The organism is Lewinella sp., from assembly GCF_050633125.1.
Lineage (GTDB): Bacteria > Bacteroidota > Bacteroidia > Chitinophagales > Saprospiraceae > Lewinella.
The window spans coordinates 56,719-73,377 of record NZ_JBOEFX010000026.1 but is presented as its reverse complement, the minus strand read 5'-3'; the positions used below and the strand labels follow the sequence as shown (position 1 = coordinate 73,377).

The following is a 16,659-nucleotide window of genomic DNA, read 5'->3' as shown; positions in this document are numbered from 1 at the left end:
CTCCTGTGATGTCTCTTGTAATCGGGCTGCCTGAAATCACTTGCTTATCGGCCTCAAAAGCCGTCAAATCAGGAGAAATAATCTCCCAGGTTTGCCCATCATTCTTGGTGCGGTGTACGTACTGCGAAGTGTGATAAACCACGTCGGGGTTGTGAGGAGAAACATGAATAGGCGACACGCGCTGGAAGCGAAACTCCAGGTCTTTGGGGTTGTGTCCATACATATTGGAAGCTCCCACATAGTAGGAACGCTCTACGCCGGTACGCTTGTCGAATACACCGAAGCGGCCTTTACAATTACTGTAAACGATGTTGTGATTGCCGGGTTTTGGTACCGCAGGGCCCGTTTCGCAACCACCTGTATTAATGACCCAGCCCATACCAGCCGCTTGCCGCGAATCTGGTGGAAGGCTAGGCACTGCAATGGTCGTGTAATTGTCCTGTTGCCCACCATACAGCCAGTAAGGGAACTGATCATCTACTTCGACTTGGTAAATCTCGGCAGTGGGCTGATTAAACTGCGTCGACCAGGTTTGTCCACCATTATGGGTGACGTTTGCACCACCGTCATTGGCCTGAATAAACAGCTGAGGGTTGTCTGGGTTGATCCACATATCGTGGCTATCTCCGTGCGGAGGATTCATGCGTTGCCAATCTTTTCCGCTATTATCTGAACGGTAATACCCCGTAGCCAAGGAGTAAACTACCTCACAATCTTGAGGATTGACCCGAATATTGGTATAATAAAAAGGACGCGACCGAAGGCCACCAAAATCCGATACTTGCGTAAAGGAAGCCCCCTGATCAACCGATTTATACAGTCCTCCTTCTTTATTTGGTGCCTCTACCAATGCATAAACGACACGAGAATCGGCCGGACAGACAGCTACATCAATTTTACCAATTAGGTTACCGGGTAAACCTTTGGTGATTTTATCCCAAGTATCTCCACCATCGACCGATTTATAGATACCACCTTCCTCTGCTGTTCCACCGCTGATGATTGTCCAAGGCTTACGGACGGCTTTCCAGGCGGTGGCAAAGAGGATATTCGGATTTCCTGGCAGCATTTCCACATCGGAAAAACCTATTTCATCAGAAAGGTAAAGTACCTTCTCCCAACTACGTCCACCATTACGGGTACGGAATATACCACGTTCGCTGTTTGCCTGAAAAGGCTGCCCAATGCCTGCTACGAAAACTGTATTATGATCTTCTGGGTGAAGGATGAGGGCACCAATTTGGCCAACCCTTTCTAGTCCGACGGGCGACCAGGAATTGCCAGCATCAATAGATTTGTAAACGCCTTTGCCTACGATCACATTGCTACGCAAACCATCAGAACCAGTACCGGTATAGACAATATTAGGATCTTTTTGCGCAACGGAAATAGCACCTATAGAAGGTGTGGGCAGGAAGCCATCACTGACATTATGCCAGGAAGTACCGTAATCGGTTGTTTTCCAAATCCCCCCTCCTGTGGCTCCGAGATAGAAGGTGCCCGGCTCCATAGCTGTGCCTGCTACCGCCGTTACTCTGCCACCACGAGTAGGGCCGACTGCGCGGTATTGCAGTACGTCCAGCGATGGTTGTGCGTAAACAAAAGCTATCTCAAAAAAAGAAATGACTATCGTGAATAAGAAGGTCGATAATAATCGCATGCGAATTTGGTATATGGTGAACAGATGGGATCGGAAGATAAGAAGAAATCAAAATTTACCAGTACCTTTATTCTCTATTATGTACCAATTTGCTTTCTATGTCTTTTCCTCCGGAGCCTTCCGAAAGTAATATCAGCGGCATTTATAATTATTGTTTTCGCTGGTGCGAACGCTGTCCTTTTACGGATCGTTGCGGCAATTACCAGCTCCTGGATGAACTGGATGAAGATCACCATAGAAAGAAGGTTCAACGCGTATTCCGGCAAGTACCTCTACTTTTCACCGACGTACTAAATGCACTGAAAAAATCGTGCGAACGAGCAGATTACGATTGGGAAGATATTAAATGTGACGTAGACCAAGAGGTCGTTGCTAGTTCGGAAACATCCCTGCGAGAGCTGGATCAGCTTTCCCGACAATTTACCATTGCGCTCTTGCGCTGGTTTGGCGAATATCGCAATCAGGAAAAACCCATCAGCTGGCATGATGCTCAGGAAATATTACAATGGTATGGTGCCCTTCTTTCGTCAAAGACCCACCGAGCAGTCAATTCCCTGGAAGAGCCCTGGCCTGACATGCCGCCCGACAATAGCGCCGAAGGCATAACTAGCGACGGAAATGGTAGTGCCAAGATTGCACTACTAGCCATGGCACGCTGTTTGGCCGCGATATCCGTTATGCTTCAAGAGCCCGCAGATTTTGAAGAAGAGCTCCTCACCTTCACACTCGATATCTTGCGGATGCAACAAGCACTGCGCCACTTTTACCCTTATGTGAACGCCTTTGAAAGAGTCGCCTTTGATGAAGAAGAATACCAGGAAGAGATAGAGGCATTTTATGAAGGTTACCTCCCGCTTGACCCCTTCCGTGATGGCCCCTGGACGGCAGTAGGTAGCCGCGCACCACAAGAGGAAGCGAGGAGGTGAAGAATGTAAGGGGATAAGTGTAGGGAAACTTAGTTTTGTGGCACTTATCGTACCAATATGATCTACGATTAGGCTATGTAGCTCAGTTACAAACCTGTTTACTCGGAAAGCGTGAATCCTCACCCTATCTAATAACAAGCCTCACCATTTTTTGCTGTTTCGCATCACTGCAACGGAGGAAATATACGCCAGGAGCAAGGCTAAGGTTTAGGAACAGTGATTGTTGCTGAAAATCGTGACGCTGTTGCCAAACACACTGGCCGTTACTGTTAAATATTTCGACGATTGTCTGGCGTAAATGAGCACTTTTTACTTCAAAAGTACCGTCGCTGGGATTAGGGAATACCGCTAAAGGAGGCCCTGCAGTTGGCAAATTCGCTTCTCTAATGACGGAATAACTATAGCGCCCATCCCAGTCCATTTGCTTGAGGCGATAGAAGTATTTTTGATTATTAAACGGCCCTTGATCGGTGTATTGATAATTTCCATCACCTGATTGCTCACTATCCACCCAACCAATATCAGCAAAATCCCGACCGTTGGTACTGCGCTCTATTTGAAAACCCTTGTTATTTTCTTCGGCACTTACCTTCCAATAAAGCTTGATCGCCTTGTCGGTTGAGGTAACACTGAAGTTTAGCCAGGTAACTGGCAGAGGAGAGCTGCTGCTAAAAGTAGTGGTACCAGCACAAGCCGATCCTGCTGCGGTATTGTTTACAGTAATGGTATGCCCAAGTTGGTTAAACCCAGTGCTGCTCTCCCATACATCGTCGGAGTTCGGGAGCGTATTTGCAAGGCGGATGGAATAATTGGGGTTGCCATAAAGCGTCGGTTCAGGATCAGGCAGGTGAAGCAAGAGCTCGTATTGCCCTAGTGGAATATCATTAGGTAAACAAAACGTCTGATCCAGGTTGGTTGTCGTTCCGGGCTGCCATTGTTGGGGGTTACTGTTAGGAGCCGCATAATATAGATCATTTGTAGTGGTATTACGTAAAACATACTCCACTCCACGCGGATTAAAAGGGGCAGCATAGCCTTCATTCGTGATGCTAAGATCGAGGGTTACCTGCTGGCCAGGTTGGGCTTCCGCTGGGAAACTGCCAGACTGTAGTACAAATCGATAACCTAGTTTGAGTTTGATATCATCCAGGCAAACCCCTGTCCACTGATTATTGACATCAGCATTGTTGTAATCGGAGTTGAGAAAAGAATAATGAAAAAGCGCGAGATCACTATCCGCTCGACCACCATCAGCACTACATTGTTCATCACCACTGACATCTACATTGGCTGCACAGGTTTCTCCACCTACGACCACCGTTTGCGAATCTTGGGCTTTGTAATTCCTTAGGTCTGTAACCATGGTTGCGTGTGCTGCCGACCATTCGTCGTAATTGGTAAAGGTGCCAAAATCGGCATTGCTTGCTAGGAAACAATCATTGTGGAAACCAATCCTGCCACCACTCGGTGCACTAGTTGTTGGTGCAGCATTGCCGTAGACGAATTTTTGTTTTTGCTGTGGATAACGCACCTGGATCATACGATTTGCAGGTAGTGCTGCCAGTAGTGCGGTAATGACTTCGTTTCGGTCATCCCAAGCTTGGGCGGTCAGGTAGCCAGTACCTGCTCCGGAAGCATCGCCAAAATAATCGGTGTAGTAGCCTTCACCGTAGATGCCAATGAAACCCAGTTGCACTGTTGCAATAACATCTGCATTGTTCATCAAGAGTGGTGCCAATTGGGAAATATGCTCAAGAACTCTAGCCTTGCTTGCATCACCATAAGGTGGTGTCTCTGTATAATCATTGGTATATGAAAATCGCACTATCAATTTGGCCCCGGCATTACGAATAGTGTTAAAGTCGGTTTGCATGTTGTTCAGAAAAGCTGCCGAAATAGAAGCGTTTTCAAAACCAGAGAGCATAAAATACCGGTAAACCAAGGTACTGTGGACCTGATAATTGGCTTGCCAGGGCGAATAGTCGTTTCGCAACCCGGCAATGCCTCCTTCGTCAAGTAGGCCATCATTAGAATTTGTAGGATAGTAGAAGCCACGTTCCGGATTTGGAAAGTCAACGGATGAATTGGTGTAATTGATCGTGGTTTGTGCCGTGAGCACAACAGACACTAAGGAAAAGAATAACAGCAGAAAATTGGAAGAAATCCTGAGAGCGGTAGTAGCGATCATTCTTGTTGGTCTTTGGGGGATATGATGAAAAGAAGAAAAACAACGATACACGGCCAAATTTACAGAATAGTAAGGAGTAGATGCAGCATATTTTGAATTTGCCTGATTCTCATAATACATGCGATTATCACATAAGTGCCTGAGCCGCTGTGGTTCATCACTTACAAAACGCGCGTTTATGAAAAACTTACTGTTGCTTTTTTTGAGCTTTCTGTTTTTGTTAGGGTGCCAAAAAGAAGACCTCCCTACTATTGGTGGTGGATTAACGATGCTTTCTGTAGATCCTGTAACGGCCTTGTTGGGAGGGCAGGTTAGTAACGAAGAAGGTATACCACTGGCTGGCGCTAAAATTATCGTGGGTACAGAGGAATCCACAACAGATGCCAATGGCTTTTTTCTGTTTTCTTCATTAGAAATGAACCAGGCAGGTACGGCTGTTCAGGTACGGAAAGAAGGCTTTTTTAATTACGTTACCTGGATCTACCCTTCAGCAGCATCCCAGAATTTTGTAAATGTAAACCTGTTACGCAGAGAGATCGCCGCCAGTTTTATGGCTTCAGAAGGCATTGTCTTCGACTTAGAAGCTGCTCGTATTGAACTACCTGCTGCAGGTTATGTCAATGCTACGGGACAGCCATACACGGGTAGGGTAGAGGTAGCCGCCCGCTGGCTAGATGCCACTGATCCGACCCACTTGAATAGTTTGGCGGGGAGTAGCATGGGATTGACGGAAGAGGGCGATTATCAGAGCCTTCTCCAAACGGGGACCTTGATGCTGGAACTCTTGACCTCTACGGGAGAAAAACTAGCCTTGGCCGAGAACGTGACCGCAAAACTACGTTTACCCGTAGCCGAGCAATGGCGAGGCGGCGTAACCTCCGAACGCCCGATGTGGTACCTTGATGAGGAGCAAGGGATATGGATACAAGATGGCAACGCGAGCTGGAAAGGTGATTATTATGAAGCCGAAGTAAGTCACTTTACCTTCTGGTGCTGCTGTCCGCCTTTTCCTCCCGTAAATCTTAAAGGGCGATTGCTAACTGCCGATAATGAACCCATTGTACAGCGCGTAGTAAGCATGGAGGTCGTTAACACGGGACTTTTACAAGGTGGCGTCCTGACCGACGGAATAGGTAGATTTAGTGGCTTTGCCCCGGAAGGCGAGGAGCTTCGCATGGTTGTGTGGAATGCTTGTGGTGAAGAAGCCTACAGCGAAAACATCAGTAGCCATACGATGACAACCGATCTGGGGACGTTTGTTCTCACGAATGAATATTACTTCCGATTTACAGGGCAGGCACTTGATTGTAATTTTGAACCACTACCCAATGCTTTTGTCACGGTTCGTTGGAATGATTATGACCGTACCTATATTGCCGATAATGAAGGGAACTACGCTGCGGGCTTGTACCTGTGTACGGATAGCGGCGGCCCCGCACCATTTGAATTACGCCTTGCTGATATTAATACCGGTTTTGTGTCGCCGTGGCTGGAGCAAGAGCTCATGCATGATATGGACTTCAGTATACAACTAGCGTGTACGACGCCGGAAGAAGATTTTATTGAAGTGAATTGTGCCGGAGAAACAAGGGTCTTTCTTACCCCGTATGTCGGACCAGACTATAGCGTTGACCAATTAGTTATTGGGGATTCCTTGTTCGTAGCTGGTCAAGGAGGAGCGCCTACCGAAGTGGTGTTTTTTGTGGAAGGAGACTTGTTTCCATCACCAGAAGAACCCTTGACTTGTATTGAGGTTGTGTATAGATTTGCTACGATTAGCGGCGATCTGTTTAATATGGGCTGCAGCTTTTCCTGTGAAAATTTCAACCTGACCATTACCGAAAATGAAGGCCCTGGAGGTTATGTGGCAGGGATATTTAGTGGGGTGTTGGCTAACTTCAGTAGCAATAATGAAGAAACTCCCCTGAATGGCCGGTTTAGGGTTAGGCAACCCTGATAGAAGGCGATATTATTGTGTAGAGACGCGATGCATCGCGTCTCTACACTCATCAATTACTTCCGTGCCAGTGCGCGTTTTGCGGCTTTCACCACATCGGCGACACTGAGGCCGTATTTGTCTAGTAATTCCGCAGGAGTACCGCTTTCTCCAAAGGAGTCGTTTACCGCTACAAATTCTTGTGGAACGGGGTGGTTGCTGGTCAGAACTTGCGCAATAGCATCACCGAGGCCGCCCATGCGGTTGTGTTCTTCACAACTGACAGCACAGCCCGTTTTCTGAACGGAAGCAAGGATAGCTTCTTCATCCAAAGGTTTGATGGTATGGATGTTGACCAGGTCTACGCTGATTCCTTCTTTGGCCAGTTCTTTAGCAGCTTCAACGGCTTGCCAAACCATGTGGCCGGTAGCGAAGATAGATATATCTGTACCTTCTGCCATGTGCAATGCCTTGCCAATTTCGAAAGGCATATCTTCCGTAAACATCGGCCAGCTTGGGCGACCAAAACGGAGGTAAACCGGCCCGTCGTGATGTGCAATAGCGATGGCAGCGGCTTTGGTCTGGTGATAATCACAGGGATTAATCACGGTCATGCCTGGTAGCATCCGCATCATTCCCAAGTCTTCCAGAATTTGGTGAGTAGCACCATCTTCACCTAATGTAAGGCCAGCGTGACTAGCACAAATCTTTACGTTTTTGTGGCTATAGGCAATCGACTGGCGAATCTGGTCATAAACACGACCTGTCGAAAAATTAGCGAAAGTAGTTGTGTAAGGAATCTTGCCACCATTGGCTAGCCCTGCTGCAATTCCCATCATGTTCGCCTCGGCGATACCAATCTGGAAATAACGTTCTGGGTAGTTATCAATGAAGTTTTGAATCTTTAGCGAACCTGCCAAGTCAGCAGTCAGGACAACCACCTGGTCGTTCTCCGCAGAAATGGCATCAATACCGGCACCAAACCCGTCGCGGGTTGCTTTCTTGCCAGTGCTTTTTATATTATCGAGCATGATTGTTTGATATTACGGTTAAGAAACAGCACGAAATGTCTGAGAGTGAATTGAATTAGTAGTCACCTAAGGTTTCTTCCAATTGGGCCATTGCCTTGGCGGTCAGTTCTGCATCAGGTGCTTTACCGTGCCATTTGTGGGTGCCTTCCATGTAATCCACTCCTTTACCCATTTCGGTTTTCATGTCGATAAAGATGGGTTTGCCTTTACCGGTGAGCGATTTTGCTTTTGCGAGGGTCGCTACCACGTCTTCCATATCGTTTCCATCCATGCGGAGAACTTCCCAGCCAAAGGCGGCATACTTCTCGCCTAGATCACCAATGTCGAGTACTTCGTCAAGGCTACCATCGATCTGTTGGTTGTTACGATCGACGATGGCAATGAGGTTGTCTACTTTATTATGTGGTGCAAACATTACAGCTTCCCAAACTTGTCCTTCTTCTTGCTCACCATCTCCCATCAAGCAGAATACGAGCTGTGGGTCGTTGTTGAGTTTCTTGGCCAGCGCAGCACCAATGGCTACACTAAGGCCCTGGCCTAAAGAACCAGAAGCCGTACGAACACCAGGAAGACCTTCGTGGGTTGTTGGGTGCCCCTGTAGGCGAGTATTCAACTGACGAAAGGTAGCTAGCTCTTTTACCGGGAAGTAACCGCTACGTGCCAGTACGCTGTACCAAACCGGAGAGATGTGACCATTGGATAGGTAAAACATATCTTCATGATCGCCACTCATGCTGAAGCTGGTGTTGTGCTTCATGGTCTCAAAATAGAGCGCTACCAAAAGATCGGCGCAGCCAAGGGATCCCCCTGGGTGCCCGGATTGGGCGTCAGCTACTTGCCGGACAATGTCACGTCGTACCTGTGAGGCGATCGACTTTAATTCTGCAATATTTGCCATAATAGGTATTTGTTACAGCGGATTAACCACTACTTTTTTTTCTGCGTAATACTAATTGATCTGGAATGCTTTGCTGGAACGAAGTTAAGGCAAAGATTTGGCCGAAAAAAATAATGCCAGTTTAGAAACCAAAAGAAGTAATTAATGCTTTGCCAAAGCAAAAGGGCAACCCAGTTTCCTGGGTTGCCCTTTTAGTTATATAACGAACCAACTGAATTAGTTCAGGGCGTCCGTTAATTTCTTACCAGCTTTGAACTTAGCTAAGTTCTTAGCGGCGATCTGGATAGTTTCACCCGTTTGTGGGTTACGGCCAGCACGTGCAGCACGGTGGCTTACGCTGAAAGTACCAAATCCGATCAAAGTAACAGAGTCATCATTCTTGAGGGCCTCGGTGATTCCGTCTAATACGGCATTCAGAGCGTCGTCTGCTTGTCCTTTGGTAATGCTCGCTGATTCAGCGATCTTGCTAATCAAATCTCCCTTATTCATTAATAATAGTTTTGGTTTAGGAAAATTGTGGAGGCAAATTTAAGCTTACGTTTGAATTACACAACCCCTAAGCCCCTATTTTCTTGAAAAAAATGGAAGTTAGGGGGGATTTTTCTTGGCTTATAATCCTTTTGCGTATACTTTTGAGCCTTGGTTGTACTTTTTCGACGCTAAATTGCGTTCAAACACTGCTTCCTTGGCGAAGTAAAATTGAAAAATATCTTTATGAAACGTTTCCTATATCTGTTGTTGGCCTTTTTTCTGGTAGTTGGTACCAGTAGCTTGCAAAGTTGTAGTCGCAAATCGGGCTGCCCTGCCTATGAAACGACTAAGGTTAAAACAAAGCGCAACGGTAATCTTTCGAAGCGTAAAGGGAAAAGTGAATTATTTCCCAAAAAGATGAGGCGTAAAGGGAAATAGCGGTTGCGGAAAATTTGGTCGCTGATGTTTTTGTACCCCAAAAACATCCCGGAGTTATATGGAATCGTTTGATTGAAAAAGCATAAGCTGGACTTTGCTGAAAGCATTCCTGCGGAGCAGTCTAGCCAAATTCAGAATATCCCTAAAATGATTTCATTTAGATCAACGATCTAACCAACAACGATCTAACCATTACCTCCCTCACTAATAGCCTCTCCCAAAAGGTTGAAAATAGTAACGGTAAGGAAAATAGCGATACCAGGAAAGATAGCTAGCCACCAAGCACTTGGTGCTGAACGCGCAAAACGCAGCAATTTACCCCAGCTTGCTGTGTCAGCGGGCATTCCAATGCCAAGGAAAGATAGGCCCGCTTCGATGAGAATAGTTCCTGAAATACCAAAAGCCAGTGCTATGTAAACGGGCCCTAGTGCATTGGGCAGCGCGTGTCGCCAAAGACTCCTCATCGGTGACACGCCTAGCACTTTCGCTGCTTGTATATATTCTAATGACCGAATTTGCAGCATCTCACCCCGAACAAAGCGGGCAACACCTGTCCAGCCCAGTAAGCCCAGAATAGCAATGATAGAAAAGATACTGGGCTTAGGGACGATAGCTACAATAGATAGCAAGAGCAGAAGTCCAGGAATGGAGTTGATGGTTTCAATCACTCGCATGACGATAGTATCAATAGGTATAGTTACTTGCTTTTTACTGCTGAAGGTTTTTTCAGCCAGCCAGCTACATAAAATACTGCCAGCGGTTACAAAAAAAACACCGCCAGCAAAATAACTGATTTCCTGATCGGTGTCTAGCAATGGGCGGCGCACCAAGAACCCCCAGTAAAGGCCTAAAAATGCACCAAAGAAGCCTCCTAACACCCGAGAGCGTTGAAGTCGTAGATCGTGGTTGCCAAAATAACCGGCGAGGCTCCCAAGGAATATCCCAATAATTCCGGCCAGCAGCATCGATAGAATGCCAATAATCAGTGCAATGCGGGTACCCCATATCATCCCTGCCATTACATCTCGCCCCAGATCATCAGTACCCAGCCAGTGGCGATGACGCCAACTTTTGACCTTCTGAGTACTGAAAGGACTGGTGTAACGATTATTATAAAGGTCAATTTGATTCGGAGCGTAGGGGATAGGTGGCCAGATCTCCCATTGGTACTTGTCTTCTTTCCAGCGTTTGTTGGCTTGATCAGTTGGCCATTGGCTTATTCCTAAATCAACAGCTACTGCTTTGAATACAGGTGCGTACCACTGGTTGTCGTATTTACAAAAATAGGGCTTGTCGTTGGCCAGGAAATTGGCGAATATGGCGATAAATACTAGAAACAAGAATCCCCTTTTAGCCCAGCGCCATGACCGGCGACGATTGATTCGCTCCAGGAGCTTATGCCTTATTTTATTGGCCGTATTACCCATGAGCTCCCTGTTTTTGTTGATTGAGCTGAACACGAGGATCGGCCCAGGCATAAAGGAGGTCAGCGAGCAGTATGCCCACAATGGTCAGTATAGAAGTAAGTAGTAAGAGTGCATAAACAACAGGCCAGTCTTTGCTAACAATAGAATTGATGGTCAATAAGCCTATACCAGGAATATTGAAAATTTGTTCAATAATAATAGATCCGGCAATAGCGCGAGGTAGCAAGCTGCCAAACATAGTGATGAGTGGAAATAGCGCATTTGGGAAGGCATGCTTCCATAGTACTTGCCTTTGCGAAAGCCCTTTTGCTTTGGCGGTTCGAATAAAATCCGATTGTAGAATAGCGACCATAGAGGCTCTTACCTGGCGAGTGACAAAGGCCAGTGTGCCATAAATCACACAAAAGACAGGGAGAAAGAAGTGGTGTACCCTAATGCCGAACCCTTCTAGCCAGCTGGCCTCGGGGCCAATCTCGCCTACGCCCATGCTGGGGAAAAGATTTATCCACTCAGGATTGGTCAGGAATTGGCATAGCATTGTAGCTACCCAAAAACTAGGAAGGGCATAAAGAAAAAACAAAGCAAGGTTTAGCCGCCGTTCAAAGCCGGTACCTGCTTTAAGCGCAGCGTAGACACCCAGAGGAATGGCTAACAAATAAGCAATCAGGATAGCACTGAGGTTGAGCCGAAGCGTCCAGCTAATAGCATTACCTATTTTCTCCGAAACATCTTGTGAGGTAATGGTGCTTACACCTAGATTACCACTTATGATTTTGCTTAACCAGTGATGATACTGATTTTGTGCGCCGTTCCAATGAAAGTCCGGCAGGTATTTCTTTCGAGAAAATGGAGCTTCTTTTAGCTGGGTGAAATGTTGGCTTAGTTGAGTTACTCCTTTTTCGCCAAAAGCGAAAAGGGTGCTGTCTAAAAGAAGTTGTTCTTCCAGTAGATTTAAACTATTAGCAATTTCCGCTGGCTGATGCTGAGTACTAAGGCGTTCTAATTGGTTACGAATTTCAATGAGCGCATCACTGTGGAAGGAGAGGTCTGTACGGTTAAATTGAATGCGCAAATCCCGCAGTTGTTGGTAGTAGGCTTGCGTACGGCTCCAGTCATGAGGGAACTGCCCAATGAGGCGGCGAACATTGGCCTGGTCAGCCAGGGGGAGTATCCGGTGGAGCGTATCGGGATATGCTGCCGTATGAATACTAAAATAGAAGAAGGGCAAATCCTGCCCTTCTTCTTTTGCCAGTCGCCAATAAGCTTCCAGGTATTCTTCGTAAGATTGAATACCATTTAGTGGCGGAGGCATCTTTTGATCTATTGGGTCACCTGGTGTACACTGGTTGAGCCCAAATACCAGAAGAGAAACTACTAGTAGGGTAGGGATCAAAAGTGCAATTCTTTTCAAGGAGTACCTTAGCATCAAAAGAGGGGTTACATTTCGTCAACGAACGTGGTTACTCCAAGCTCAATAGCGTTTAGGCAGCGATCGAAGACGGCTTTGAATACGTCTGGTTCGCCAACAAATAACTCAACAGCAACCCAGACATTGTCATTGGTCGTATAGGCTTTGGTGCACTTCATGGTCCGGTTAACCTCGTCACAAGCTTGTACAACTTGAAGGCCTTCAGATACGCTCTCAATAGGCCAGATATTGGCAAGAACAACTCGGAAAAACTCCGTGTCACCTTCGTTTACTTCAATGAAAAAAGTACGATCATTGTATATAAACTGAACATCGCCGTCTCCGTCAATACTGTTTTCGTAACCTTTGCCGTCCAGGAAGTTGGAGTACATAGATTGTAGTTTAGCTTCAGACCACTGTGCTTGTAATGTGGTGCTAAACAGACTAGCCATTAATAGGACTGTGCTGAAAAGAAAAAATTGTTTTCTCATGTTTAGAATAGAATTAATTATAGAGATGTGTTTATTTACTTATTGCTGAAATTCTGCCACCAGAGCAACCTGCCGCCAAACCCGGAAGACATTACTATAACAAATCTTTGCTATTTCATCCTCCTGATAGCCCCGACGAAGAAGCTCCATGATTAAGTTTGGATACATACTTACATCTTTAAGGCCAGTGGGGAGGCTATCGCCAACACCATCAAAGTCACTACCAAAAGCGACATGGTCAACTCCACTGAGTGCGACGACGTGGTCGATGTGATCGGCTACGGTATTTACGTCAGCAAATAGGGCAGGGTGCTCTTGTTGAAACTTTTCGATAATGGGCTCCGCAGCTTCGTCACGGAAAGATAGATTTTTTTCAGCTAAAATACCCTGTAACAATACACGAAGACTATCTCGTTGGGCGGCTACCTTGCCATCGAGGAAAGTACTACCAAAGTTGATTTGGATAACACCACCTTTTCGTGCTAAAGCCTTGATCATATCATCGTTCATATTGCGCTCGAAGCCAGGCGTAAATTTGCGTGCAGAGCTGTGGCTGGCAATGCAAGGTGCCTGAGAAAGCTCCATCACCTGCCAGAACGTGCTATCGCTTACATGGCTAATGTCTACCATAATGCCTACCCGGTTCATCTCGGCAACTACTTCCCGGCCAAAGGGGCTAAGTCCGTTCCAGGTGCGGGTGGTATCGTAACTGCTGTCACAGATAAGGTTGTCCTTTGAATGAGTGAGGGTGATATAATCGATCCCACGCTTGCGGAAGTAGGCAACATTACTGAGGTCATCTCCAATGGGGGCACCGTTCTCCATACCCATGGGCAGGGCAATTTTTCCAGCCTCAAAAGCTACACGTACATCTGCCGGGTTATTGGCGAGCATAAACTTATCTGGGTGAGCTACCGTGATGGCACTGACCATATCGATAAGAGAATCGGCCAGTTCTTTGGCTCCACCTTCGGTTTGGTAAGAAGCAGGAATATAAATGGACATAAAAGGGGCATCTAGCCCGCCTTTTTTAGAACGTTCATAATCAAAATCACCGTCTTTAGTGCTAATAGGAATGCCCAGATATTCCTTGGTTGGCCGGAAATTCTGAATCCGCAGTCGGTAGGGGAGGTCTACGTGCCCATCGGTGATAATGTAACGCTCGGCCAATTGCTGAGCTTTGGCGCGTAAAGCAGCATCTGTTGATTGCCCTAAAAGGGTAGAAGAGGCAATTAGAATGAAGCTAAAACAGAAGGTAAGGAGCATTTTTTGACACATACGGAGCATTTTTTTTTCGACGAGGATCATTTATATAAGAGTAAAGGTAAAATAAACACAACTATTTTCCGGGGTTTTGTTGTTATAGAAATAGAAGATCCTAACCACTTCATTGCTCCATGCAACAGCAAACCATTTTGATCACCGGAGGTAACGATGGCATTGGCCGTGCTACCGCTCAAGTTCTGCTTGAACGGGGACACCGCGTAATTATTGCTGGCCGTTCGAAGGAGAAATTAGCCGCAGCGGTAGCTACCCTTAGGTATCGTACGGGTAAAGAAGCCATCGATTGGCTCTACTGTGATTTGGCCAATTTAGGAACAGTTAGAGAGGCTGCGACTACTTTTACTACGCAGTTTGGTAAACTAGATGTCTTGATCAACAATGCTGGTGTTTTTACCAACGAACTTCAGTATTCCGATGATGGTATTGAATTACAGTTTGCAGTTAATCACCTGGGGCATTTTCTTCTCACCAAGTTGTTATTACCATTGTTAAAGGCGGCTCCGGCAGGCAGGATTGTGAATCTAGCTTCGGTGGCACATTTTCACGGCAAGCTGGATTTTGAAAGCCTGACAGGAGAAGATGGCCCTGAATGTTACAATGGTCTTGAGGCTTATGCACGGAGCAAGCTGGCCAATGTACTCTTTACACGTGAATTGGCTCGCCGGTACCCGGAAATCGAAAGCAATTGCCTGCACCCAGGGGTTATTCGTACCCGAATTGCAAACAAAGAGACCCGCTGGTTTATCTCGCTATTCTGGAATCTGTACAAGCCTTTTATGCGTTCTACGCGTTGTGGTGCCCGCACCCCGCTTTACCTGGCGATGAGCCCGGAAGTACGCAATGTCACTGGGCGGTATTTTGATGAACGACAATGTTGTCGCAAGCCATCGGTGTTGGCTCGTGACCCCGAACTTGCCCATGAATTATGGGAATGGAGTGATGTAATGACACAGGAAATGGCTTAAATCAAGTCACGGAGCCTAATTTCTTTCTGAATCCTTTCATTGCCTCTCTTTATGAGTAGTCGTACTTTTTTGCCGGGTTTTTTTCGTAAAAAACGAAGAATATTTTCCAGCCCGCGTAGATTGGCAGGAACACCATTTAGGACTCTGATTTCGTCTCCTTTACGGATATCTACTTCGCCCGCCGGGCTATCTTTAATAACATTGAGGACGATATATTTATTCAACTGTTCTCCGGTGACGATGACACTCATGCCACTGCGATCGAACTTGAAGGCTTCGGTGAAATATTTGTTAGGCTTTAAATAGACCTCCTCTCGTACGTAATCAATGATAATATTGAAACGCTGTAGGATAACATTGCCCATTATTCCATTACGATTATTTAGAAAAGTACTGTCAATAACGTATTGTTCGGCGACGTCTTGAAAGTTGGTGACAATGTTATTGAGTTCCAATTCGCCTATACTCAGTTTGGATGTTCGCCCGACGTAACCATCAATGCTCCCTCCCAATCCATGCCCGATGGTGGTGCGGATGAGTTCAGGGGGTAACTGCAAGAGGCTATCCGAGTGGGTGTAAAGCAGAAGGGCGAGGCTGGCCCCGGTATCCATGAGCAATTTTATCTCCGTCGATTGGTCGGCTCGAATACTGGCGGGAAGGTTGAAGTATGGCTTGTGACGACTAAATTCAGAAGGAATATTAGGGAAATTTCTAGCTCTTGGAACCGAAAATTTGCTAGGATCCTGGAAGATGATTTTTTGCCGCCGATAATCAATATGAATGACAAAACGTCGCAAGATATCGGCCCCTAAAATACCATGGACTTCAATGCCGGCATATTCTTCAAAACGGAAATAATCTTCTTTCATAACCAACACTGCTTGGCTGGAAATTTGAAGGTGTTCCCCAAATTCCATCGAAATGCCAGGGGCAACGTAGGCGGTCAATTCGGTAGTCAAATCGGAACCGAAAATGCTGATTTCGCGCTGATAATCGATGTTGAGAAGGTCCGTAATTTCTTTTCTGGTGAGAATGGTATTCTCTGCACCTGTATCAAAGATGAATTTTAAGGGAAAAATTTTATTGAAAACAACGCTTACAACAATGAAATTATTAACGTACTCAAATGGGATCTCTACCTTCCCGCTACCTCGTGGGATAGAGATCAGCTCTTCTTGGGTGTTGGCACTCAACGCGCCTAAGCAGAGGCAGAGAAACAACAACAATTTTGGATACATGACAGAGGGATTTGGATATTTGGGTTGATTTCTTTCACCTTAATTAGGTGACCGTTGTTACGTAATGTCCGAAAAAAAATGGAAAGCTTTAGATTATCGTAAATAAAAAAGGATTAGGCAGCGTAACCAAGTTTGGTTGCGTTTAGGCTTTGTGTGGTCCTGAGAAGCGTAATATAATTTTGTTTGACTTGTGTTGAGGAAAATCTTTTTTAGTATCCTTGGTTATTTCATACTTTATTCTGACTTTTACGGCAGTTAGTGTAAATACAACACCAAAGACCTGGGCCCGATACGTTGG

General features: G+C 46.1%; 14 protein-coding genes. 4 read left to right on the top strand and 10 right to left on the bottom strand.

Going from position 1 to position 16,659, the window contains the following annotated elements:
• Positions 1-1,660, bottom strand: a 1,660-nt coding sequence (locus tag ACRBG0_RS08145) for a WD40/YVTN/BNR-like repeat-containing protein (protein WP_431486409.1), incomplete at its 3' end; no start/stop codon positions are given.
• A gap of 98 nt (positions 1,661-1,758) precedes the next feature.
• On the opposite strand from ACRBG0_RS08145, the gene ACRBG0_RS08140 reads away from it, so the two are divergent.
• The gene (locus ACRBG0_RS08140) at positions 1,759-2,586 is read left to right on the top strand and encodes a hypothetical protein (protein WP_431486408.1); all 828 of its coding nucleotides are present in this window, start codon (positions 1,759-1,761) and stop codon (positions 2,584-2,586) included.
• Positions 2,587-2,710: 124 nt separating this feature from the next.
• Here ACRBG0_RS08140 and ACRBG0_RS08135 read toward each other — a convergent pair whose 3' ends face one another.
• Positions 2,711-4,774 (bottom strand): DUF4832 domain-containing protein, encoded by a 2,064-nt coding sequence (locus tag ACRBG0_RS08135; RefSeq protein WP_431486407.1) that lies wholly within the window; start codon positions 4,772-4,774, stop codon positions 2,711-2,713.
• Between the two features lie 178 nt (positions 4,775-4,952).
• Between ACRBG0_RS08135 and ACRBG0_RS08130 the strand changes: the two genes are divergently transcribed.
• On the top strand, positions 4,953-6,731 hold the full coding sequence (locus ACRBG0_RS08130; protein ID WP_431486406.1) for a carboxypeptidase-like regulatory domain-containing protein: 1,779 nt from the start codon (positions 4,953-4,955) through the stop codon (positions 6,729-6,731).
• Between the two features lie 56 nt (positions 6,732-6,787).
• Here the strand turns inward: ACRBG0_RS08130 and ACRBG0_RS08125 are convergent, their stop codons facing one another.
• The 3 genes from ACRBG0_RS08125 to ACRBG0_RS08115 form a co-directional block, all read right to left on the bottom strand.
• Positions 6,788-7,741: a transketolase family protein gene (locus ACRBG0_RS08125; RefSeq protein WP_431486405.1), complete on the bottom strand. Its 954-nt coding sequence runs from the start codon at positions 7,739-7,741 to the stop codon at positions 6,788-6,790.
• Positions 7,742-7,796: 55 nt separating this feature from the next.
• On the bottom strand, positions 7,797-8,639 hold the full coding sequence (locus ACRBG0_RS08120; RefSeq protein ID WP_431486404.1) for a transketolase: 843 nt from the start codon (positions 8,637-8,639) through the stop codon (positions 7,797-7,799).
• A 216-nt stretch (positions 8,640-8,855) separates the two neighbouring features.
• Positions 8,856-9,128, bottom strand: coding sequence for an HU family DNA-binding protein (locus tag ACRBG0_RS08115; protein WP_020535861.1), 273 nt, complete (start codon positions 9,126-9,128; stop codon positions 8,856-8,858).
• Positions 9,129-9,353: 225 nt separating this feature from the next.
• On the opposite strand from ACRBG0_RS08115, the gene ACRBG0_RS08110 reads away from it, so the two are divergent.
• Positions 9,354-9,548 carry a hypothetical protein gene (locus tag ACRBG0_RS08110; RefSeq protein WP_431486403.1) on the top strand — a complete coding sequence of 65 codons (195 nt, stop codon included), beginning with the start codon at positions 9,354-9,356 and terminating at the stop codon, positions 9,546-9,548.
• A gap of 185 nt (positions 9,549-9,733) precedes the next feature.
• Here the strand turns inward: ACRBG0_RS08110 and ACRBG0_RS08105 are convergent, their stop codons facing one another.
• The 4 genes from ACRBG0_RS08105 to ACRBG0_RS08090 are packed head-to-tail and all read right to left on the bottom strand — an operon-like array spanning position 9,734 to position 14,152.
• Positions 9,734-10,975: an ABC transporter permease gene (locus ACRBG0_RS08105; protein ID WP_431486402.1), complete on the bottom strand. Its 1,242-nt coding sequence runs from the start codon at positions 10,973-10,975 to the stop codon at positions 9,734-9,736.
• On the bottom strand, positions 10,968-12,368 hold the full coding sequence (locus tag ACRBG0_RS08100) for an ABC transporter permease (RefSeq protein ID WP_431486401.1): 1,401 nt from the start codon (positions 12,366-12,368) through the stop codon (positions 10,968-10,970). Before ACRBG0_RS08100 ends, ACRBG0_RS08105 begins: the two co-directional genes overlap by 8 nt.
• Positions 12,369-12,412: 44 nt before the next feature.
• Positions 12,413-12,874 (bottom strand): YbjN domain-containing protein, encoded by a 462-nt coding sequence (locus ACRBG0_RS08095; protein ID WP_431486400.1) that lies wholly within the window; start codon positions 12,872-12,874, stop codon positions 12,413-12,415.
• Between the two features lie 39 nt (positions 12,875-12,913).
• Entirely contained in the window at positions 12,914-14,152 is a 1,239-nt protein-coding gene (locus ACRBG0_RS08090; protein WP_431486399.1) for a dipeptidase, read from the bottom strand.
• Between the two features lie 119 nt (positions 14,153-14,271).
• On the opposite strand from ACRBG0_RS08090, the gene ACRBG0_RS08085 reads away from it, so the two are divergent.
• A complete protein-coding gene (locus ACRBG0_RS08085) occupies positions 14,272-15,123 on the top strand; it encodes an SDR family oxidoreductase (RefSeq protein WP_431486398.1) in 852 nt (283 codons plus the stop codon).
• Here the strand turns inward: ACRBG0_RS08085 and ACRBG0_RS08080 are convergent.
• Positions 15,120-16,361 (bottom strand): aspartyl protease family protein, encoded by a 1,242-nt coding sequence (locus tag ACRBG0_RS08080; RefSeq protein ID WP_431486397.1) that lies wholly within the window; start codon positions 16,359-16,361, stop codon positions 15,120-15,122. The two genes, ACRBG0_RS08085 and ACRBG0_RS08080, sit on opposite strands and share 4 nt — an antisense overlap.
• Positions 16,362-16,659: the final 298 nt, after the last annotated feature.